The 22,381-nt window shown below is 48.5% G+C and carries 17 protein-coding genes; all 17 read left to right on the top strand.

Annotated features, from left to right (window positions below):
* The first annotated feature begins 157 nt into the window (after positions 1 to 157).
* The 17 genes from flhA to ACWHX8_RS11905 all read left to right on the top strand — a co-directional run bounded on the left by flhA (position 158) and on the right by ACWHX8_RS11905 (position 22,199).
* Entirely contained in the window at positions 158 to 2,230 is a 2,073-nt protein-coding gene (gene flhA / locus ACWHX8_RS11985) for a flagellar biosynthesis protein FlhA (RefSeq protein ID WP_447968361.1), read from the top strand.
* Positions 2,211 to 3,551: a flagellar biosynthesis protein FlhF gene (flhF, locus tag ACWHX8_RS11980; RefSeq protein WP_447968360.1), complete on the top strand. Its 1,341-nt coding sequence runs from the start codon at positions 2,211 to 2,213 to the stop codon at positions 3,549 to 3,551. The genes flhA and flhF overlap by 20 nt, the downstream gene beginning before the upstream one ends.
* A complete protein-coding gene (locus ACWHX8_RS11975) occupies positions 3,548 to 4,489 on the top strand; it encodes a MinD/ParA family protein (RefSeq protein ID WP_447968359.1) in 942 nt (313 codons plus the stop codon). Before flhF ends, ACWHX8_RS11975 begins: the two co-directional genes overlap by 4 nt.
* Complete coding sequence (locus tag ACWHX8_RS11970; protein ID WP_447968358.1) at positions 4,486 to 5,265, top strand: sigma-70 family RNA polymerase sigma factor; 780 nt, start codon at positions 4,486 to 4,488, stop codon at positions 5,263 to 5,265. Before ACWHX8_RS11975 ends, ACWHX8_RS11970 begins: the two co-directional genes overlap by 4 nt.
* Before the next feature lie 205 nt (positions 5,266 to 5,470).
* Positions 5,471 to 6,697, top strand: coding sequence for a PP2C family protein-serine/threonine phosphatase (locus ACWHX8_RS11965; RefSeq protein ID WP_447968357.1), 1,227 nt, complete (start codon positions 5,471 to 5,473; stop codon positions 6,695 to 6,697).
* Between the two features lie 140 nt (positions 6,698 to 6,837).
* Complete coding sequence (locus ACWHX8_RS11960) at positions 6,838 to 7,770, top strand: response regulator (RefSeq protein ID WP_447968356.1); 933 nt, start codon at positions 6,838 to 6,840, stop codon at positions 7,768 to 7,770.
* Positions 7,771 to 8,060: 290 nt separating this feature from the next.
* The gene (locus ACWHX8_RS11955) at positions 8,061 to 10,385 is read left to right on the top strand and encodes an ATP-binding protein (protein WP_447968355.1); all 2,325 of its coding nucleotides are present in this window, start codon (positions 8,061 to 8,063) and stop codon (positions 10,383 to 10,385) included.
* A 252-nt stretch (positions 10,386 to 10,637) separates the two neighbouring features.
* Positions 10,638 to 10,922, top strand: a complete 285-nt coding sequence (locus ACWHX8_RS11950) for an STAS domain-containing protein (RefSeq protein WP_447968354.1) — start codon at positions 10,638 to 10,640, stop codon at positions 10,920 to 10,922.
* A gap of 110 nt (positions 10,923 to 11,032) precedes the next feature.
* Positions 11,033 to 12,175, top strand: a complete 1,143-nt coding sequence (locus tag ACWHX8_RS11945) for a methyl-accepting chemotaxis protein (RefSeq protein WP_447968353.1) — start codon at positions 11,033 to 11,035, stop codon at positions 12,173 to 12,175.
* Positions 12,176 to 12,288: 113 nt separating this feature from the next.
* Entirely contained in the window at positions 12,289 to 12,660 is a 372-nt protein-coding gene (locus ACWHX8_RS11940) for a response regulator (RefSeq protein WP_447968352.1), read from the top strand.
* 106 nt (positions 12,661 to 12,766) lie between these two features.
* The gene (locus ACWHX8_RS11935) at positions 12,767 to 14,881 is read left to right on the top strand and encodes a chemotaxis protein CheA (protein ID WP_447968351.1); all 2,115 of its coding nucleotides are present in this window, start codon (positions 12,767 to 12,769) and stop codon (positions 14,879 to 14,881) included.
* 419 nt (positions 14,882 to 15,300) lie between these two features.
* Complete coding sequence (locus tag ACWHX8_RS11930) at positions 15,301 to 15,807, top strand: chemotaxis protein CheW (RefSeq protein WP_447968350.1); 507 nt, start codon at positions 15,301 to 15,303, stop codon at positions 15,805 to 15,807.
* Between the two features lie 10 nt (positions 15,808 to 15,817).
* Positions 15,818 to 18,787, top strand: coding sequence for a methyl-accepting chemotaxis protein (locus ACWHX8_RS11925; RefSeq protein ID WP_447968349.1), 2,970 nt, complete (start codon positions 15,818 to 15,820; stop codon positions 18,785 to 18,787).
* A gap of 109 nt (positions 18,788 to 18,896) precedes the next feature.
* On the top strand, positions 18,897 to 19,472 hold the full coding sequence (locus ACWHX8_RS11920) for a c-type heme family protein (RefSeq protein ID WP_447968348.1): 576 nt from the start codon (positions 18,897 to 18,899) through the stop codon (positions 19,470 to 19,472).
* Between the two features lie 469 nt (positions 19,473 to 19,941).
* A complete protein-coding gene (locus tag ACWHX8_RS11915; protein ID WP_447968347.1) occupies positions 19,942 to 20,484 on the top strand; it encodes a c-type heme family protein in 543 nt (180 codons plus the stop codon).
* Between the two features lie 344 nt (positions 20,485 to 20,828).
* A complete protein-coding gene (locus tag ACWHX8_RS11910) occupies positions 20,829 to 21,293 on the top strand; it encodes a DUF420 domain-containing protein (protein WP_447968346.1) in 465 nt (154 codons plus the stop codon).
* Positions 21,294 to 21,383: 90 nt separating this feature from the next.
* Positions 21,384 to 22,199, top strand: coding sequence for a CheR family methyltransferase (locus tag ACWHX8_RS11905; protein ID WP_447968345.1), 816 nt, complete (start codon positions 21,384 to 21,386; stop codon positions 22,197 to 22,199).
* Positions 22,200 to 22,381 lie beyond the last annotated feature (182 nt).

The raw sequence follows: 22,381 nt of genomic DNA, 5'->3' as shown, positions 1-22,381 counted from the left end.
CATAGTGCAAAATGTAAAGTGAAGAGTGAAGAATCTGGACAAAATACTATTGTCTTTTGAAGGTTGGCTCTATGTTTGCACTTTGCATTTTTCACTTTGCATTCTCACGTAAAGGAAGTCCATGGCATTTGATAGCAAATCATTGAAGGAGCAACTCATGCCCTCACACTATGGGGATATGTTGCTCCCTATTGGCGTCGTCGGCATTCTCCTGATTATGCTGTTGCCGCTTCCGTCTTTTCTCCTAGATTTACTTCTTTCTTTTAGTCTCGTCCTGGCCATTTTAGTGCTCTTGGTGACCATGCATGCCGGTCGTCCCGCAGACTTTTCGGTATTTCCCGCCGTGCTGCTTTTGGGGACATTATTTCGACTGGCTCTCAATATCGCCTCGACTCGTGTGATTCTCTTGAATGGTCATGAAGGCACTGCGGCCGCAGGAGAGGTCATTCGTGCCTTCGGAGACTTCGTGGTCGGTGGAAATTTTGCAGTGGGGTTGGTGGTGTTTTCCATTTTGGTGATCATTAACTTTGTGGTGATCACCAAAGGTGCCGGACGTATTGCCGAAGTCGCTGCACGCTTTACCTTGGATGCGATGCCTGGACGGCAAATGAGTATCGATGCTGATCTGAATGCCGGGATTATCGATGAAGCAGAAGCCAGGAAACGACGAGAACTCATCTCACAAGAAGCAGATTTTTACGGATCCATGGATGGTTCGAGTAAATTCGTACGTGGCGATGCTGTGGCAGCCCTGCTCATCATTTTTATTAATATTGTGGGAGGGCTTGCCATTGGCGTCTTAGAGCATGGGATGTCGATCATACAAGCTGCCCAGACGTTTACGCTCTTAACGGTTGGTGATGCGGTTGTTGCTCAAGTGCCTGCCCTCATTATGTCAACGGCTGCCGGCATTATCATTACACGAGTCAGTACCAAGACGAGTTTAGGCCGTGACCTAACGGATCAGATTCTCTTCAATCCACATCTGCTTGCAGTGGTCTCAGGCATTTTTGTGTTTCTCGGGATTATTCCAGGACTGCCACATCTGGCATTTTTATCATTAGGCGGAGTCGCAGGAGGAGTCGCCTATGTCTTATGGCATAAAAAGACTACGGAAGAAGAAACGCCAAAAGTGCCGACAACTGATGCCAAAAAACCGTCAGCGACAGAGGCCGAATCTGTTGAGTCCGTGACACCGCCGGACTTGTTAGAGTTGCACGTAGGGTATGGCCTAGTCTCCTTAGTCGATACGGCACAAGGTGGTGAACTCCTTGATCGTGTGCGGGCTATTCGCCGGCAAACGGCACAAGATTTAGGCTTCGTCGTACCGTCGGTTCACATTCGAGACAATCTTCAATTAAAACCACATGAATACAGTGTGTTGTTGAAAGGAATACAGGTCGCAAAAGGCGAACTCCTTCCTCGTCATCTTCTTGCCATTAATCCAGGTTCTGCGAAAAAAGGCATTGAGGGGAAACCCGGAAAAGATCCATGTTTTGGTTTGCCGGCATTGTGGATAACTCCGCAAGATAAAGAACGGGCGCAGATGGATGGCTACACGGTGGTCGATGGTGCAGCTGTTATTGCGACGCATTTAACCGAAATCATTCGTGCAAGTGGGCATGAAATCCTCGGTCGTCAAGAGGTCCAGAACTTGCTGGATAATCTAGCCAAGGTGTATCCAAAAGTTGTGGATGATCTCATTCCGACTCAAATTTCATTAGGAGCTGTTGTGCGAATACTACGGAATCTCTTACGTGAACGCGTGTCGATTCGTGATTTACGAACAATTCTGGAATCGGTGGCAGATTATGCCTCCCAGACAAAAGATCCCGATTTGTTGACAGAATATGCCCGGCAAAATTTATCTAGGACGATAACGAATCAATATGTCACGCCAGAGGGGATGGTGCATGTTATCAGTTTAGATCCCATATTGGATCGGCGGCTCGTGGAGTCCATTAGCCCGGGACATGGCGGAGGGGCAGGTATATCTCCCTCGCTCATGAGTCAATTGATCGAATCAATTAAGAAAGCGATTGAGCGCACCGTGAGTCAAGGATATCAACCTATAGTTTTATGCTCTCAGGCCATACGAGGTTATATGTATAAAATGGTTTCGCCGGGATTACAAACGTTAGCAGTGCTTTCGCCGAATGAAATAGATGGGAAAGCCAAAATTCAAGCCATCGAAGTTGTGAGGTTGCCGCATGAAGCTGAAACGGTTTGAAGCACTGACATTACAAGGGGCGCTGCAGTCGGTCAAAGCTGAGCTTGGTCCGGATGCCGTGATTGTCTCAACCCGTCGTATCCATAAAGGTGGTGGGTTATTTGGGTTGCTGAGTCAGCCCGTGGTTGAAGTGACGGCAGCGATTGACCGGGCTAAAAAGCAGAGAAATATCGGAGAAGATATCCTTGCGCGAGTCCGTCAAACGGAAAAGGCGGTTGCCCCCGATCGCCGCACGTCTACTCAAGCCGCTGAGCCGGATCACGCAACGAAGTCTCGTACAGATTTTGAAGAACAACTACGAATGGCGACTCTGTTAGATCCATTTACTGAGCAATTAACCGCCGTTCGTGAAGAATTGCAACGATTGCGAGCAGAACGAGAGGACCCGGAGTCGGTGGTGAGGCCCCTGAAGCAAGAACTTGAAGGTCTTCGGATTATTGTGGGGGAGGCCTTGGGTGACCGTATGCGGAAACAGGTTGATACCTTGCCAGGTAATTTGACTGCAGAGTATGAACGATTGGTGGCGGAAGGCATTCAGGCGCCTTTAGCTCATGAATTGCTTCGATCCGTTGCCGAGACGCTCGGCACGTCACGGCTTGAGGATCGTGAAGCCGTACATGAAATATTACGAGAACGAATGGAGCAGTCGATCTCCGTCTCTGGATCGCTTTCTGGGACCAGAGGACTTCAACAGGTTGTCATGTTGGTTGGTCCAACGGGGGTGGGAAAGACGACGACGGTCGCCAAGCTTGCGAGTTGGGCGACACAAGCGGAGCAGCCTCGAAAAACCGTACTCATTACGCTCGACACATATCGAGTTGCAGCCGTTGAGCAACTTCGGGTTTTTGCAAAAATCCTGAAGCTCCCGTTAGAAGTCGCGATGTCTCCGCGTGATCTGACTGCCTGTATTAATCGACATCCTCAAGCTGAATTGATTCTCATTGACACAGCGGGCCGAAGTCCGCGAGATCGAACGGGGCAAGAAGAGTTGAAAGCCATCGCGCAACAACAACTCAAGATCGAAACCCATTTAGTCTTGGCTGCGCCAACGACCGAATCCGTCTTGCATGATGTTATTCAGCAATACAGAACGATTCCGATTCACAAACTCTTGTTTACGAAACTCGATGAAGTGACCCATCTCGGTAAATTATTTAATGTCTTGCATTATACGGGATTACCACTTTCGTATATGTCGATGGGACAACGCGTGCCAGAGGATTTAGAGGTTGCGACCAACGGACGCGTCGTTGATCTTGTCAGTGCTCACCCTCAACAACGCCCTGTAGAACAGTCTGCAGTGTTAGGAGCTTCTTCGTGATTGATCAGACGCCTCAGCCTATGTTTGCAAATATGAAACGTCGACAGCCACCAGTCTTGGACCAAGCGAGTGGCTTGAGAGCTGTGTTGCAACCTGATATTCCTCACCATCGTCCGGTCCAAGTCGTGGCGGTGAGTTCAGGAAAAGGGGGAGTGGGAAAAACAAATGTCGTGATCAATGTTGCAGTGGCCTGTGCTCGTCAAAAACGAGAAGTGCTTGTGTTGGATGCAGACTTGGCATTAGGCAATGTTGATATTCTGTTAGGCCTGGCTCCCACGCATACCATTGAAGATGTCCTGAGTGGTGAGCGGACATTAGAGGAGGTCATGGTGAAAGGGCCGGAAGGCATTCGAATTCTTCCAGCGGCTTCAGGGATACACGAATTATCCAATTTAACCTATGACCAACAATTAGTACTGCAATCAGGATTTCTGCAACTGGAACATCCTCCGGATCTACTTGTGATTGATTGTGCAGCTGGACTGTCTGCCAACGTGTTGTATTTTAGTATCGTGGCGCATGACACATTAATTGTCGTGACTCCAGAGCCGAGTTCTTTGACGGATGCCTATGCGCTCATCAAAGTGCTTTCGACGCGGTATCAACAGCGACGGTTTCGATTACTTGTGAATATGGTGCGAAAGCCCATGGACGCCAAGGACGTATTTCGAAAATTGAGTTTAGTGACTGACCGATTTCTCAATGTGTCATTGGATTATATTGGGGCGATACCGTGTGATGACTGTGTCCCACTTGCGGTCTCTCAACAACGTCCGGTTATGACGGCCTTTCCACGATCGACAGCGAGTCGAGCGTTTGCCAGAGTTGGCACGGCAGTGGGGCAATGGAAACGTGATCATCCTCTGAGAGGGGGCTATCAATTGTTTGGGGCCGCAGGTCTTGGTCCGCTACATGAAGAAATGGGGAAAACAGCATGAAGCGAGCAATCATTGAAAAAACACCGGTGCACACCAAGCAAGCTATACCGACCAAAATGATATTGGAAGGGGATGAACGTGAACAACTCATCCAAGATTTTGTCCCGGTTATTAAGTATATGGCGTTACGCTTGGCTATCCGCGTATCAAGCGGATTAAATGTCGAAGATTTAATCAGTGCCGGAACCGTCGGGTTACTCGATGCCATTACCAAATTCGATCCTTCTCGCGAAATTAAGTTTCGTACCTATGCGGAGTTTCGAATTCGAGGAGCCATGCTGGATGAAATTCGTGCCATGGATTGGGTGCCGCGATCGATGCGGGAGCGTATTGGCAAAATTCAACATGCGGCGAATGAATATACGAAACGAAAAGGTCGTCCACCGACGGAAGCCGAGTTGGCCAATGAATTGGGAATAGAGGCGGAAGAAGTCGATGAGACGTTGCTGCAAGCCAAGGGATCGGTCGTGTTGAGTCTGGAAGACTTAGGCAGCCATGACGATGATTCCCATCCAATTCTTGATGCATTAGCAGATCGTGATCACCCGAATCCTCTCGAGTCACTGCTTTCAGAAGATACGAGAAAAGTCTTAGCTGAAGCCATCGACCGTTTGCCTGAACGACAGCGTTTGGTCCTGACGTTATATTACTTTGAGGAATTGACGATGAAAGAAATTGGCGCGACGCTCAATGTTACGGAATCGCGAATTTGTCAATTACATGCCCAATCGATGATACGCCTCAAAGCGTATCTCCATAATCGCTTGTCACGGTAATGACGTTCTGTCGTGTTGGTGTGTCTTCATCCCTTCTCCTCTATCTTTCCTGCCATCATTGTTCGTGTCTATTTTCTAAGAGATTCTTCTCTGTTGTGTTGACGATGTGAGCAATCGCATGCTCGCTCCATAGACACGTGTAGACGCGTGAAGTTTTCCGATAGACCAACCGAAGAGACTCGGTAGATCTTGGAGGTTGCTCGCAATGTCTACGTCAGATATTCCACCCATCATCGATCAGTCTGTTTCCGATGTTTCGAGTATTGTCGGAGATCAGAAGCCCACGATTTTGCTTGTTGAAGATGAGAAGGTGGTCAGGATGATCACCCGGCGACGACTTGAACGTCTTGGCTATCATCTCATTGAAGCAGAAAATGGGCACCAAGCATTGGAAGTGCTCGAGTCGGAGTCGGTCGATTTAATCATTTCCGATTGGATGATGCCGGAGATGGATGGTCCGGCGTTGTGTGAAGCAGTCAAATCCGATGAGCGGCTTCACTCCATCTATATCATTTTAATGACGGCACTCGATCAACCGGCACAGATTGCAGAAGGGTTAATTCGCGGCGCTGATGATTTTTTGACCAAAGCTGCGACAGAGGAAGAACTGAATGCCAGGGTTAATGCCGGCTTACGGACCTGTCATCTTATCAAGAAGTTGGCGCATTCTCATCAGGTGATTTCGCAACAACAGGCTGAATTAGATGCAGAATTGCAGTCAGCCGGAGAGTTTGTCGTATCCTTATTGCCTGCGCGAGGCACTCCTGTCCCGAACGTACACGTCGGCTGGCAGTACTTACCGTGTTCGCGTTTAGGAGGAGATTTATTTCAAGTCACGCCTTGGGGTGAAGAACATCTCGGCTTGATGATCCTTGATATGTCAGGTCATGGAATTGGACCGGCTCTTCGCGCAGTCTCACTCGCGATCATGTTTCGCGATGAGCATATTGCGCAGCAACATCCTTCCTACGACCCAGGTGAGATCGTTGAACGGTTGAATCGAGAAAATCCACTGACCGAGCAAGGTGAGTATTTTACCATTTGGGTCGGGAGTCTCCATTTACCGACTCTCCAGTTGCGTTATGCGTCAGCCGGTCATCCTGGAGCGATTGTGACACGAAATGGGAACATGTCGGATACACTCGGAGCGAAAACCTGGCCGGTTGGGTTTGGTTTGACGCAGTCGTATCAGAGCCAACAGTATACACTCTCCTCTGGGGATCGGCTCTATTTGTTCAGCGACGGCATCTATGAAGTCATGTCGCCTGATGAAAAATTATGGGACCGAGTCGGATTAGAAGAGGCATGCCGTGCGGTTCATGGAAAACCCATGAATCGAGCCATTGATTGGGTGGTTCAACAAAGTCAAGCCTGGCAGAAGCAACAAACCTTTAGCGATGATGTGGCATTGGTCGCCATCGACATTGAATAAGACGTATGAACCAAGAGCACGGGGAGCGAGCAGATCATGGTGAAGCAGTATTGTCAGATAGCATGAAAATTCAAGAAGATGTTCCATCTGGATCGACTTGTGGACGAATTCACATGTGTCATGAAGTAGGATAGGACCCTATGCGGCTTTTATTGGTAGACGACGATTCTGTCAATCTTCAAATTTTGCATGAATATTTGGAAGACGAGGGCTATTCACTCGTTGAGGCACAAGATGGTGATGAGGCCTGGTCGATTCTGGAAGCCGAAGGAGACTCATTCTATGCAGTTCTTCTAGATCGAATGATGCCAAAACTTGATGGGCTGATGGTGTTAAAACGAATGATGGCGCATGAGACGCTACGCGAAATTCCCGTCATTATGCAAACGGCTGCAGGTGCCGTTTCCCAGATACAAGAAGGGATTGAGGCTGGAGCCTTCTACTACCTCACAAAGCCGTTCGATCGCGACATGTTGTTGGGTATCGTCGCCTCATCAGTTCGAAAAGCGGTGAAGCAGCGTGAGGTTCACAATGATTTACTTCGGCAATCACGTTCCGTTCGCACGATGCAGGCTGGGACCTTTCGCATACGGACTCTGGAAGATGTTCACAACTTGTCCGTTCTGTTAGCCAATGCCTGTCCAGAGCCAGAACGAATTGTGATGGGGTTGAATGATTTACTCATGAATGCCATTGAGCATGGCAACCTCGGGATCTCCTATGATGAAAAAACTCAATTACAAGATGCAGAGGAATGGGAGATGGAAATTCATCGTCGTCTTGCGATGCCAGAAAACATGGCGAAGTATGTTGAGGTAACATTTCAGCGATTGGCTGAAGAGATTCATGTAGTGATTACAGATCAAGGGGAAGGGTTTGATTGGACTCGATATGAAAATTTTAGTCCAAATCTGGCTTTGGCCAGTCATGGTCGCGGGATTGCCATGGCGAAAGCGTTGTGCTTTGATCAGCTGCACTATCGCGGGAAAGGCAATGAAGTCCTCTGTGTCATTCATACGCCCACCGGCGCTGTCCACCCTACGCCCACCCCCGAGTGTTTGACCAGATCGTAAGACGTGTTGCCCCATCATTCCTTATCTCTGAATCTCCTGTGTGCGCATATACATGTAAGCAGAAATCCATTTACCCTACTGGCCGGGGTATCCAGGACCATCTGTGATGAGAATAATCTTTCGGTTCGAGGGCTGATCAGTCTCTGAGTCGTCTGTATGTCCATCAGTTTATAGCGAAACCAAATAACTTCCAACCGAATGTACATCATGTCCACAGCGCAAAAACACATGTCGTACAGACGGAAGTAAATTGGAACGGCTATAACGGAATGTGAGCCGAAACTCTTGTTATGACACCTCCATTATCTCAAACAATACGGTGGTTCACGTGCATCAGTATTGCTCTGGTGAGTGTCATTGGGGTGTTGTGCATCATGGCTGGGAATTGGGTGAAGGTTGACCGGATTGAGCAAGAAGGCAAAGTCTTAGCCACCACGGCTACAGCATTAGGCAAGCGCATCGATCGAATCCTATTTGAACGATATGGAGACATGCGAGTGCTGGCCGCCATGAAAAAACTCGATGACACCAATGTGACACGGATCACCAAGGTGTTACAGGGTGTTCAATATGCGTATGGGAACGCTTACGACGCACTTGGTGTCACGGATCGCGACGGTCGGGTCATTGCGAGCACGAATGCTTCATTCATTGGAATAGATCTCAGCGATCGTCCACTGTTTATCGCTATTCAACAACAGGGTGAGATTTACATGGATGATGCTCGTGCTCGAGACTGGTCCCCTGACACCTTGAGCATTCTGTTCGGTGCACCACTGATGCTTCAGGATGGGAATGTACAGACTGTTGGGATGGTGTTTGCCTCCATACCCTTGAAGTATCTGATTGCCGAATTTGAGCGGGAGATAGACGTGCGACAGCAACACACCCGACACACATCAAAAATTGAATGGCAGCTATTGCGTCATGATGGTGTGGTGTTAGCGGATTCCAATGTAGGAGAGCATCGTACGGTCACGCACGGCCAGTTGAATCATTCATCCGTTGAGGCTGTCAGTCTGGGGTATTCCGGGTTTCTTGTCGAACGGCATGAACAACGAGATGCCGATGTGATAACCGGGTATTCCCAATTGACAGGATTCGCCGAGTTTCAGGGGTTCAAGTGGGGAATCCTATTGCGGCAAGATGTTGAGGCTGTTGTGGCTTCGGCAAGAACGTTGCGGAAGATATTGTTGTGGTTGGGACTGTCATTTCTGCTGCCTCACTTCGGTCTTCTCCTCTGGGCTCGTCGGCAATTTCACAAGGCTGACAAAAATGACCAGGAGGTCAAGCAAGCCGTTCAACGAATGGCCGATGAATCTCGAGCGATTGTTGAAGCGTCTCCTGTCGCAATGCTGGTAGTCACCAGCGGTGGGCGCATTGAACTCATGAATCACATTACTGAACAGATCTATCAATATTCGCAAGAGGAGTTGGTCGGAAACACGATTGCTATGTTAATTCCGGAACGTTATTGGACGGCCAATTCCTGTCCTGAATCGTTGATTGAACAGTGGTTGCTCGATGTATCGCCTGAGTCCCCCATGGAATTGTATGGATGTCGTAAAGATGGATCGGAATTTCCTATCGAAATACGAATCAATCGCTTGGAGCATAGAGAGAGGCATTATCTGAGTGGTGAAACACATAGGGAAAAGGTGTTGATGAGTATTCTGGATATTACCGAACGTAAACATGGTGAGCGTGTTCAGGAACATCAGCTCTCGCATTTAGAAGAATTGGTCCGACATCGAACCGCCGACCTTCAACATGCCAAAGAGGCTGCCGAACAGGCCAATTCCTCACAATCGGTATTTCTTGCCAATATATCGCATGAATTGCGGACTCCCATGCATGCGATTCTTAGTTTCGCGTCCTTGGGAATTGATCGCTTTGATCGGGCCACTCCGGAGAAAATTCAATCATACTTACGGCAGATTAAAGAAAGTGGCAACCGTCTCTTATTACTCGTGAATGATCTCTTGGACCTCTCAAAGCTTGAAGCGGGAAAAATGCCGTTGACATTTCAACCGTGTCACATCAATGCGTTACTCCGTTCCATGGAAACCCAAATTGCTCCGTTGCTTCAGGCGAAGGAGATACAGCTTGTTGTTGCCGAAGAGCATGAGGTTATCTGTGTGTGTGCAGATGCTGACCGGATTACACAAGTCTTATGGAATCTTATGTCGAATGCGGTGAAATTCAGTCCCCCGGGAAGTCACGTCCGGGTGTCGTGGCAGGCTACGTCTGTACGGCAAGGACGACGTACCTCAGACCTCTCCACGATCCCAGGGGTACAGGTCACCATATGGGATGCTGGTCCAGGAATCCCGGAACATGAATTATCCACAATTTTTGAAAAGTTTGTGCAAAGTAGCATGACACGAACCGGTGCAGGAGGGACCGGGCTCGGCCTCTCGATTTGCCGTGAGATTATTCACGGTCATGGAGGAAATATTTGGGCTGAAAACCACCCTGATCATGGGGCGATGTTCCACTTTACCCTTCCGCTGAATCCACGTCAGATGGCGCAGAGCGAGTCGGGAGAATCGTCTATCGTCAAGAGCACCCATGCTGCTGAAAACACCTTTCCTACGACATCGGACATTTCATGAATAAACCGCTTAAGTCTCAAGTGTAAAGACCGATAAATTCATTGAATTAAGCAAAAACACTCGTAAGCGAGTCTCAGTGCTCAGTCCGAATTCTTTACAAAGTCAACCCGGATGGGATGGTCGTCTACAGGTGGTACGAGACGAAAGTTACCAGAAGTCGGGAGTCTTGGATGCTTTCCAATCAGTGCTTGAAATCCTGCCACTGTCAACATTGTCAATTACTCATTCCCAACTCGTGAAATGGAGTTTGCCGTGGAGGTCAAAGAACAAGCTGAGGGTCATGTGTTACGTCCGGAAGGTGATCTCACAATTTTTGAAGCCGCCGAGTTTCGAGAAGCCTTACTGGCGTTAATCAAGCATGACGGTTCGTGTGAACTCGATGTTTCGGACGTTGAGCGCGTGGATTCTTCTGGAATACAGTTATTGGTCGCTGCGTCGCAACATGGCTCATTGGGTATTACGGGGATGACTTCCGCGATACGTGAAAAAATTATTGGGGTCGGGTGTGAACAGTTAGTCACGATCCAGGACAAATAAGTTCGAGAACGATCAGAAGAGGGGGTATCGATGAACACGAACATTCACACCAATCAGATAATGCGCCACGGTGGAAAGTTTGTGCGTCCCTGTCTGAATGGAGGTTGGCGATGAACGTGGATTGGTGGTGGGTGATGGGTGCGTTGTGTGTTGGTGTGTTGGTCGGGTATTTCGGGAGGCGGCACCAGTCTGAATCGTTCTCCTCTGGTGACGAATCGATCAGAAATGACGAATTGGAACAACAACGACACGTGACGCAAAGTTGGCAAGCATTTGGTCGAGCACTCACTCCGTTGCTTCCAGTGTTTGTCGGGCAAATGAAGTCGGTGATTCAAGAGACCGAAGAGGCCGCGTCTGGGCTCATACAGCGATTCCAAACCATCTCCACGCGTGCGCGAGAACAAGCATCTGAAGCCGAGGCCCTGCTCGTTGCGGGAGAAGCGATCGATTCATCAGGGAACGATACGTCGGTTGAGGCGATCTTACATGAAACCAGACAGACGATGGACATGTTTGTCGGTCAGGTGACCTCGACGTCACAAGTGACGCTGAGTACGGTGTTGGTGATGGAAAAGGCGGTCGGGACAACATCACGAATTGCAAACGTGGTTGAAGAGGTTGAGTTTATCGCCGATCAAACCCGTCTTTTGGCATTGAATGCCGCGATTGAAGCGGCCAGAGCAGGAGAGCACGGGCGAGGCTTTGCGGTTGTGGCCGATGAAGTCACGAAACTGGCCAATCGATCTGGGCAAGCAGCAGAGCAGATTCGAACATTGGCGACTGAGGTCAAAGAAACGACAGAGTCTGCCATGACCGAATTGCAATCCTTGGCGTCCCTTGACATTTCCGACACCTTGGCGGCTCAACATCATGTAATGGAAATGACTGAAGTGATGGTGAATAAAAATCAAGCGCTGAAAGATAATATGACGCAGAGTACCGATCGCGCAAAAGAACTTGGAAACGATATTTCACAAATTGTGATGTCCATGCAGTTTCAAGACATCACGCGGCAAAAGTTGGAGCATGTCTATCAGCCGCTGGAACTCATTTATGGACCGTTACGTGAATTTCAATCCCACGATGATTCGACCGTGTTTCCAGAAGAAGTGTTTCATCAACTGAAGGAGTTAGAAAATTCGTACACAATGGAATCCGAGCGTGTGCTGATGAAGGCGGCCAAAGACGGGCAGGAAGCGGTCGTTGTGGGAACGGCCACTGAAACGAAAGAAGAAAGTGTGACCTTGTTTTAATCCATGAAAATTAGGGCAGTCTGACACAGACGTGAGTTATGAATAACAACAAGAAAAGAAGCGTTGGGGCAGAGAATGTCTGTTACCGAATTTAACCGGAGCGAGGTATGGCCATGGGTAAGACGGTATTAGTGGTTGATGATTCAGTCTCTATGCGACAAATGGTGACATTCACGTTGAAGGGGGCAGGGTTTGACGTGGTAGAGGCTGGGGATGGGCAGGAAGCTGTCGATAAACTGAACGGCGGTGCCAAGCCTAATCTCGTCATCACTGATTTGAATATGCCCAACATGGATGGCATATCCCTTATCAAAGCGATTCGGGGCATGGCGGCACATAAGTTTACGCCAGTGTTGATGCTGACCACGGAGTCGGCTGCGGATAAAAAGAAAGAAGGGCAAAGTGCAGGGGCGACAGGGTGGATCGTGAAGCCGTTCAACCCGGATCAAATGCTCGCGACAATCGGAAAGGTATTGCCGTCATGAACTGTACGCCGTGTATTCGCATTGTTGGCACGGAGTCTGAGCCGTTTCCTGGAACTAATGAACACATCACACACCACACTCGCTACCTGTACTAGAGGACAAGCCCATGGCTGTTGATCTTTCTCATTTTCAAGAATCCTTCTTCGAGGAATCCGCTGAGCACGTTGAGACAATGGAGACTGGCCTTCTGGAGTTGGAGCAACGGCCGACAGATCTCGACTTATTAAATCGAATATTCCGTGCTGCTCATTCCATCAAGGGGAATGCCGGCATGTTTAATTTTACGGCCATTGGCGGATTGACGCACAAGATGGAAAACATCTTGGATAAGTTGCGCAATAGCCAAATGCTGGTCACGAAAAACATTATTGATCTGCTTCTGCAGGCCTTAGATGGATTGAAGACATTGTTAGATGTTGCACATAGCGGAGACGCCTATGATGAAGATGGCATCCGCGTGATTGAAGAGCAGCTGGTCGCCTGTTGTGAAGCGGCTCCTGTTGATGATGTCTCAAGTCCGACTGCAACATTTCAGGCACCTGTTGCCGAGTCACGTCCCGCGTCGTCACGGACCATTACGATTTTCTGGAAACCATTGGTCGAGTTATTTCAACGCGGTCTTGACCCGGCACAGATATTTAAAGAACTGGAAGGCTATGGAGTGCTGAAAGAATTACGTGTCGATACTGGTGCGCTGCCACAGCTGTTCGAGCTGGACGCCGAATGTTGTTATTTGGCATGGACCGTTCTGCTAGAGACCGACAAGCCGGTGAACGATCTTGATGCCGTCTTTGATTTTGTTCGCGATGGAAGTGTGCTGACATTTACGGAAAGTGAACCCCATCCTACGGAAGAGGAAGGCTATAAAACCATCGGTGAGATTCTTGTCGATGAAGGGGCTGCCTCTCCGGCTCAGATTGAGACGGCGCTCGCGAAGCAGAAACCATTAGGTCAGATATTAGTAGAAGAGAAAGCTGTTTCCCCACAGCAGGTGAATCAGGCGCTGACCAAACAGCAGCAAATGAAGAAAGGCGAAACTGCGTCAATTCGGGTGGATACGGAAAAAATCGACAAGTTGATTAATTTGGTGGGAGAGCTGGTCATTACGCAGTCCATGATCACCGATCTTGGCGAAAAATTTACCATGAATCAGTTGCCGATTTTGCAAGAACGCATCATTCAGTTGGAACGTAACACGCGGGAACTCCAGGAACGGGTCATGTCGATTCGCATGGTGCCGATTGGCGCCACGGCGTTCAATCGGTTTCCACGCCTCGTTCGCGATCTCGCAAGCAAAAGTGGAAAGAAAATTCAATTGGTCATGTCTGGAGAAGATACGGAATTGGACAAGACCTTGATCGAGGCCATAGGCGATCCCTTAACCCATTTGGTCAGAAATTCAGCCGATCATGGACTTGAAGGCCCAGAAGAACGTGTCGCGGCAGGGAAACCGGAATTGGGAACCATTCGCCTCAATGCCATGCATGACGGCGGAAGTATTTGTATCAGCGTGGAAGATGATGGTCGAGGGCTCAATAAACAGAAAATTCTCAAAAAGGCCATCGAAAAAGGGTTGATTACTGAGAGCGAATCTCTGAGCGATGAAGCGGTTTGGCTGTTAATTTTCCGGCCTGGGTTTTCCACGGCTGATACCATTACCGATATTTCCGGTCGGGGGGTTGGCATGGATGTGGTCAAACGAAATATTGAAGCGCTGGGAGGGAGCGTGGCCATTCAGTCGGTCGAGGGGAAAGGGTCAAAACTCACACTGAAACTTCCGTTGACCTTAGCCATTATCGACGGCATGACGGTTCGTGTCGCTCAAGAAAACTATATCATTCCTCTTATTTCCGTGACTGAATCCATTCGACCGAAACCTTCAGAGCTTCAAACGGTCGTTGGCAAAGGGGAAGTCTTTAACCTTCGAGGTGAATGGGTGCCGATGGTTCGGCTGTACGAGGTGTTTGGTGTGCAGCCGGAGTTTAGCGATCCGTCTGAGGCCTTATTAGTGATTGTGGAATCCGATGGAAAACGGGTCGCGCTGTTTGTTGATGAACTCACAGGTCAACAGCAAGTGGTCATTAAGAGTTTAGAACAGAATTTTCAAAAAATTGAGGGCATATCGGGAGCGACAATATTGGGAGATGGACAGGTGGCGTTGATTCTTGATGTGCCGAGTCTTGTCAAATTATCCAAAATGGCAAAAGTAGAAGCTGCCTGAGGCGTGAAGCGGGAAACGTGAAAGAAGAGAGCAAGAAATAGAGTTCATGAGTATAGCGAATCTCAATTCGGTCCAGTTGAAGCCTAAGGATTTTCAATGGGGTGCCAAACGCTTCAAACATCAGAAGGTTATACCCGCTTGGATCGACTAACCATGCTTGACGTTACCTATCACGTATTGGATGGGAAGCGCGTACACGGTGGCGCTTGATCTCGTTTCGGTATAACTGAATCGGCTATAGCGTAGTGCGGTACAACGGTTCAACCAACGGAAGTTATGAGAACCAGCTATATATGGTGAAATTGAAAGCAAGTGAAAAGGATGAGGGATGAAATACATGATGAAAGAGCTAGCGAGAGTTTTCTCTTTCGCCTACCCCTTCACTCCTTACTCCCTTACTGATTAAGAAGGAGGATTTCATGTCCACAGAGGTAGCAGAGGCGACGGAAACCCAAATCGGTTTGAATACCGATAGTCAACAATATCTGACATTTGACTTAGCTGAAGAACATTATGGCGTGGACATTCTCAAGGTTCAGGAGATCAAGGGCTATACGGCCGTCACAAAGATCCCGAATACCCCTGACTATGTCAAGGGAGTCCTTAATCTGCGGGGAACAATCGTTCCAATCGTGGATCTTCGCTTGAAGTTTGGAATGGAGCCAACTGAGCCGACGGCGTTTACCGTCATCGTGGTGGTGAATGTCAGAGAGCGAGTGATGGGATTCCTCGTCGATGCGGTTTCAGACGTGTTGGAGTTAGCTAGTAAAGACATCCAACCGCCTCCAGATCTTGGTCAGAAATCGGATATTACCTTTGTGTCGGGCATTGGGAATACGAATGATCGTTTGGTGACATTATTGGATATTGATCGGGTGATGGCCGAAACCGACGTTGAGGCTATCACGGCCAATCGCTCGGAATAGGACAGAAATCATGAAAAAACATCGGAATGAGTTTCAACAGACTCAGACATTACTACAGACATCAAAGGGGGGTGAGGGTGCCATGAAACAGATGATGCAAACCTTTCTAACGTGGGGAATTGCGGCCAAATTGGTCACCGTATTCCTAATTTTCGGGGTGCTTCCAATGTCGGCGGTCGGATTGATTGCCTATAACGCTGGAGAAGACATGAAGGCCGGAGTCGGCATGCGGTTTCAGGCAATGGCCAAAGCGTTATCCGATAAGATTGATCGAAATCTGGCTGAACGATATGGCGATGTGCAGGCATTTGGCTACAACGACGCCGTACATCGAATTTCTCAGTGGTATGATCCCACACCGTATAATACGATTAGCCAGGTCATGAATAGATACGCGGCAGCGTACGGAATTTACGATTTGCTGATTATGGTGGATACGCGCGGCGATGTGGTGGCCGTGAATAACCAAGATTCGAAAGGCAATCCAATAGACAGTCAATTTATTTTCGAGAAAAATTACAGTCAATCACCATGGTTTAAAGCGCTCGAAAAGGGAGAATTTACGACCAAACGAACGTATACCTCGGCCGGTAACGACACATGGACGGGAACGTACATCGAAGATACGCATATCGACAAAGACGTGGCGCAAGCGACGGGACGAGATGGGTATGTGATGGGATTCTCGGCGCCGGTCTATGGTCATAACGGCGAAGTCGTAGGGTATTGGACGAACCGGACCAGCATGCGAGGGATTGAGCAGATGTTCCTCATGACCTATCGATCGTTAAAGTCTCTAGGATATCCCGGAGCGGAGGTGACGCTTATTGATCCCAAGGGTCGGGTGCTTGTGGATTTTGATCCGACAACATATGGCACGGAGGATGTTCCGCGAAATTTCGATGTGCTGCTGAAAACCAATCTCGTGGAACAAGGCATTCCGGTTGTCCAGGAAGCGGTTGCGGGAAAGGATGGATTTGAGACTGGGGTCCATGCCAGAAAGCAAATTTCTATGGTAGCAGGCTATACCCATCTCAAGGGATCCATGGGATTTCCCGGCATGAGTTGGTCGATGCTGGTACGTGTGCCTGAGGAGGAAGCCTTAGCCGACGCCAATAGTGTGCAATCGAGTGTCATGCAAACAGGGTTGATTTGTTTAGCCTTGATCGTACCCATTGGATGGTTTGTTGGCCGAACCGGAGCCCAGCAAGTGGTTCGAGTGCAATCGGCGGCAGAAAAAATGTCTGCCGGCGATTATGATGCTCGGGTCGATGTAATGTCTAAGGATGAAATCGGACAATTGGGCACGGCGTTCAATAGTATGGCGGAGAAGATTCAAGAAAACGCGAAAGAGGCCAAAGAATTTGAAATTAAAATGAAGGCGGTGAATAAGGCCCAAGCCATGATTGAATTCAATCTGGATGGCACGATCCTGACGGCCAATGAGAACTTTCTTAGTACCGTGGGTTATTCGATGGACGAAATCCGTGGCCAACATCATCGGATGTTCTGTGAAGCCGCCTATTCGAATAGTCCGGAATATCAGAACTTCTGGGCGAAGCTCAATCGCGGGGAGTTCGATGCGGGCGTGTATAAACGCCTAGGCAAAGGGAACAAGGAAGTGTGGATTCAAGCTTCCTACAACCCCATCATGGATGCCAGTGGGAAGCCGTATAAAGTCGTGAAGTTTGCCACGGATATCACAGGGCAACAGAAGGCACTTAATGAGGTGGAAGGTCTCATCAGTGCGGCAGCGAAGGGTCAACTGTCTTCTCGCATCGATGCGGGGCAATTTGAAGGCTCCTCAAAAGCCCTCACGCAAGGCTTTAATAGTTTGTTGGATGCGGTGGTGACACCACTTAATGAAGCGCAGATGGTCATTGGGGCTGTTGCACAAGGTGATCTCACCACGCAAATGACGGGTGCCTATCAAGGTGAATTCGAGAAAATTAAAACGAGTTTAAACCTTGCCATAGACAACTTAGTTAACACGGTGAAGTCTGTACGAGAAGGAGCCGATTCGGTATCGATGGGTTCCACGGAAATTACTCAAGGCAATGAAGATCTTTCGCAACGGACCTCGCAACAGGCATCGGCGTTAGAAGAAACCAGTGCCTCCATGGAGGAAATGACGTCGACGATTAAACAGAATGCCGATAATGCGAAGCAAGCCAATCAATTGGCGGTTGCGGCACGCGAAGTCGCAGAAAAAGGTGGAGCGGTGACGGAAAAAGCTGTCGATGCGATGAGTGAAATCAACAAGAGTAGTAAGAAAATCGCGGATATTATTAATGTCATCGATGAAATCGCATTCCAAACCAATCTCTTGGCGCTGAATGCTGCGGTGGAAGCCGCACGTGCCGGAGAGCAGGGGCGCGGGTTTGCGGTTGTGGCCTCGGAAGTGCGTAATTTGGCCGGACGATCGGCGACGGCTGCCAAAGAAATTAAAACCTTGATTAATGAATCTGTTCAGAAGGTTGGGGACGGGAGTGAACTGGTGAACCAATCCGGCCAAACCTTAGAGGAAATCGTAAATTCCGTGAAACGGGTGACGGATATTATTTCCGAGATCAGCGCGGCGTCACAGGAACAGGCGGCTGGTATTGATCAAGTCAACAAAGCCGTCATTCAGATGGATCAGTCCACGCAGCAAAATGCGGCTCTGGTGGAACAGACGACTTCGGCGTCTCAATCTATGCGGCAGCAGGCCGGTGAGTTGTTGACGCAGGTCGCATTTTTCAAAACCGATGATGCTGGGTCTGCCAAGTCGGGAAGCGGCGTTCAGCCGGTCAAGCGGAGTGGAAGCGCACCAGCGAAGTCAATGGGCTCAGTCGCTCAGCAGAAAACGGCTCCGTCCGCAAAGTCGTCACCAGCTCCGGCTCACTCGTCGTCATCGGCGGAACCGGAGAAGGCGGGAGTTGGTTCTGGAAACGGTCATGATCGCCGGCAACGCGACGATGACTTTTTTGAAGAATTCTAGAAGCTGTACGGCGTGAGGCGTAAGGAGGCATATGAGAGAGGTTGTGCTCTGTATGCCTTTCGTCTCACGCCTAACCCTTAACGAATATTGTTGAAAAAAAGGAGACCATATGAGAAGCCTAAGAAAGAAGCCATTCTGGTCTGTGGTCATCGTATCGATGATGATCCTCATAGGAAGCGGTATGACTGTGCTATCAACGAGTCAAGCGACGATGACCAAGGACTTTACGCTGGATCGCGATGCGATGACCAAGTATATTCTTGCAACGGTAAAAGCGGCTCGAACTGTGTATTCTCAAAGTGTTCTGCGTAAGGTGAAAGCGTCAGGGATGAAAGCGTCGGAAGATTGGGTCAAGGAAGACCATGCCGTGATGTTGCCTGCGCAGTATGTTAAGGCATTAGGTTATGAGATCCAAGGCTATGAATTGTCACTTGTGGGGACCTATCCGCTTTACAAAAGTAACCAAGCCAAGACGCCAATGGAAAAGGAAATGTTAGCCAAGCTTGCAAGTGGAAAGGAAAAGATGCTGACGTTCCAAGATGGAACGCAATTTAAGGGCATGTCGGCGGATTTCGCCATTTCGCAAGGTTGTGCCGATTGTCATAATCAGCATCCCAACACCACCAAGCGTGATTGGAAAAAGGGTGACTTCATGGGAGCCATTATCATCCGTATGCGTGGATAATGTTGTTGTGTGTGAAGCGTGAAGCGTGAGATGCGAACATATCTTACGTTTCATGCTTCATGTTTTTTCGTTTCTTTCCTGTCTTTTCCCTCTTTCGATTCATATCTTTTTGCCCTCCGCCCACTTCATGCTTTATGTCATTCCCCTGTGCGTGGAAAAAAAACGCTACCGGACTTCTCGTCATGTTGCGAGAGTACATGCCTCTTGACGGATTGAGTGTTACGGCTCTCTTGGTCTATTCATGTCTTGATGACATGCAATCTTAGGCAAGACTGTTGCCATTTTCATACGATTAAAAAACGATGGGGGCGTGGAGAATTCTTTCCGTTTAGAGTTTCATGTCATGGAAGAGCACTGTGTAACAGGTCTCCCATGTTTGACATTTTTCGTTCTATGAGCTACCGTGAGATCTCAAGGTTAAGTGTATTTTCTTAGTATTTATTATCATTACTCTAAAGGAGGGGGTATTATGAGGAATTATTTGCTGAGATTTTCGACTGGGGTTTGTGCTGTGACGGTAGGGGTGGCATTGGTGATTCCATTTGCCCAGGCGGGTGATATCAGTAAAGGCCAGGCTGCCGAATTTATTCTCGCTACGGCTAAGGCTGCACGTACAGTATACGTAAAAGATATAATCAGCAACGCCAAGAAAGGCGGGGTGAAGCCTAATGAAGATTGGGAAAAAGCCGATCACTCGGTGATGTTACCCGCACAGTTTGTCAAAGCCGTCGGTTCGAAGATTGAGGGATTTGAATTAGGATTGGTTGGAACCGACCCTCTCTTTCCCTCGAATGCGCCAAAGACCGATGCTGAAAAAAAGGCATTGACCGAATTAGCAAGCGGGAAAAAAGACGTTGTGACCTTTGAAGACGGTGGGCAAACAGTCGGGATGTCCGCCGATTTTGCCATTGTTGATGGTTGTGCCGATTGTCATAATCAGCACCCCAAAACGACCAAGAAGGATTGGAAAAAGGGTGATTTTATGGGTGCTATCGTCGTCAGGATGAAATAGCATTCGAACCAGAGATGTATGCCCAGATCGCGTAGAGGGTCAAGAATCCCTCTACGCGATTTTTTTCGTCTGCGAAACGTCACGTCTCGTGGGTGTTGTCGTTTCTTGTCCATTCATGATGCGTTCTAAGCAGTTTTTCTCGTAACCAGTTACGGCTTACCAATCAATCAGTCCTTCATTCAGACTTTCCTGCCCGTCATAATCTTACGTTGAGACTGTTCATTATCTTTACATCCTGACCGATAAAGCATTGGCAGACCTCTACAGTGTGTTGGGGCACTCACGATGACAGGGGCAGGTCGTCTGCGTAGGTCTGAGCTCTCATATTGAACACGATGATTTCAATGAACACTGCTGATGTCATGTGGGCTGTCGTCTTGATCGGCATGACGGTTGCCTATGGAGTGGCGCTTTTTGGTGTACGGGCGGCCAAACAGCAGAATGTCCATCGCCATGCCAAATGGATGATGGCCTCATGCACCTTGGTTGGATTGTGGCTTGCCGGGTATGTTGCGAAACAAGTGATGTTTGGACGAGATGAATTTCCGGGAACAGTTGACGAGTATTGGCAGTATTATATTCCTGTTCTTGTCCTTCATACGAGTTTGGCTATGACGACAATTGGTTTGGGAGTCGCGAATCTCTATACCGGTTTGACCCGACTTCGATTGGGAGCGGAAGTGGAAACTCTGGTGAACGTCGTGCGGCGTCATCGGATCCAAGGCAAGGTATTGGTCGGAACATTTTCTGGGACGATTGTGACGGCCTATGTGGTGTACGTCATGTTGTTTCAGTGGGTGCCGAGTTAAACGTCGGTCATTTCATTGTTCGGGACAAGAATGCATGGAGCGAAACACGATGAGACAACCCCTTGAGCAATATCAAATAGGTGAGCACTCATGAATGCAACAATTTCGGATACCGAGTACAGTCAATTTCAAAAATTTATTTACGAGCAGGTGGGGATTACGCTGAGCGGAGATAAAAAGACGTTAATTGTCTCGAGACTTGGGAAACGGCTTCGAATGTTGGAATTATCGACGTATCAGGAATATCTGGATTATGTGCGTGGAGACGCTGGACAGGAAGAACTCACGAACTTATTAGATTTGATCTCGACCAATAAAACCGACTTTTTTCGAGAGCCGGTCCACTTTGACTTTCTTCGTGAAAAGATCTTGCCGACGCTAGCCGATGTGCGACAGATTCGAATTTGGTCTTCCGCATCGTCTTCTGGAGAAGAGCCGTATACGATAGCCATGACGCTCCACGATTCAGTCTTGAATCCATCGCATTGGAGTTTCAAGGTCCTGGCTTCTGATATTTCAACGAGAGTGCTTGCCAAGGCCGCGTCGGGAGTGTACGAAGACGAACGCATTGCCGGACTCGATTCCGATCTGGTACGCCGTCATTTCCTTCGAGGGAAAGGTGAAAAAGCCAATTTCGTAAAAGTCAAACCGCATATTGCGAATGTCGTGCGGTTTTGCCGTATTAATCTTATGGATGACGCCTTTCCCATTCGCGAACCGTTAGACGTGGTCTTTTGTCGGAATGTCATGATTTACTTTGATCGTGATACTCAATCACGTCTGGTGCGTAAGTTTTATCGATATCTTAAGCCTGGCGGGTATCTCTTTATAGGACATTCCGAGAGTTTACAGTGGGTGGAGCATGAATTTACGTACATTGCTCCCACGATCTATCAAAAAGTATAGAGCAGAGAGCGGATGATATATGGCCAAAGGGTAAAATTCGCACAACTATAATGAATCCAAATAGGTATTAGTTTGCGTGAACACGGTTGTTGTGTACTGTATGGCTTCTGAGCAGCATCTTCTGTTGGCTTCCTATTTCAGAGTCTCCTGCAGAGCAAGTAGCGAAAGACATTGATCAACTA

Source organism: Nitrospira sp. M1, assembly GCF_965152605.1.
This window is presented reverse-complemented; position numbering and strand designations above follow the sequence as displayed.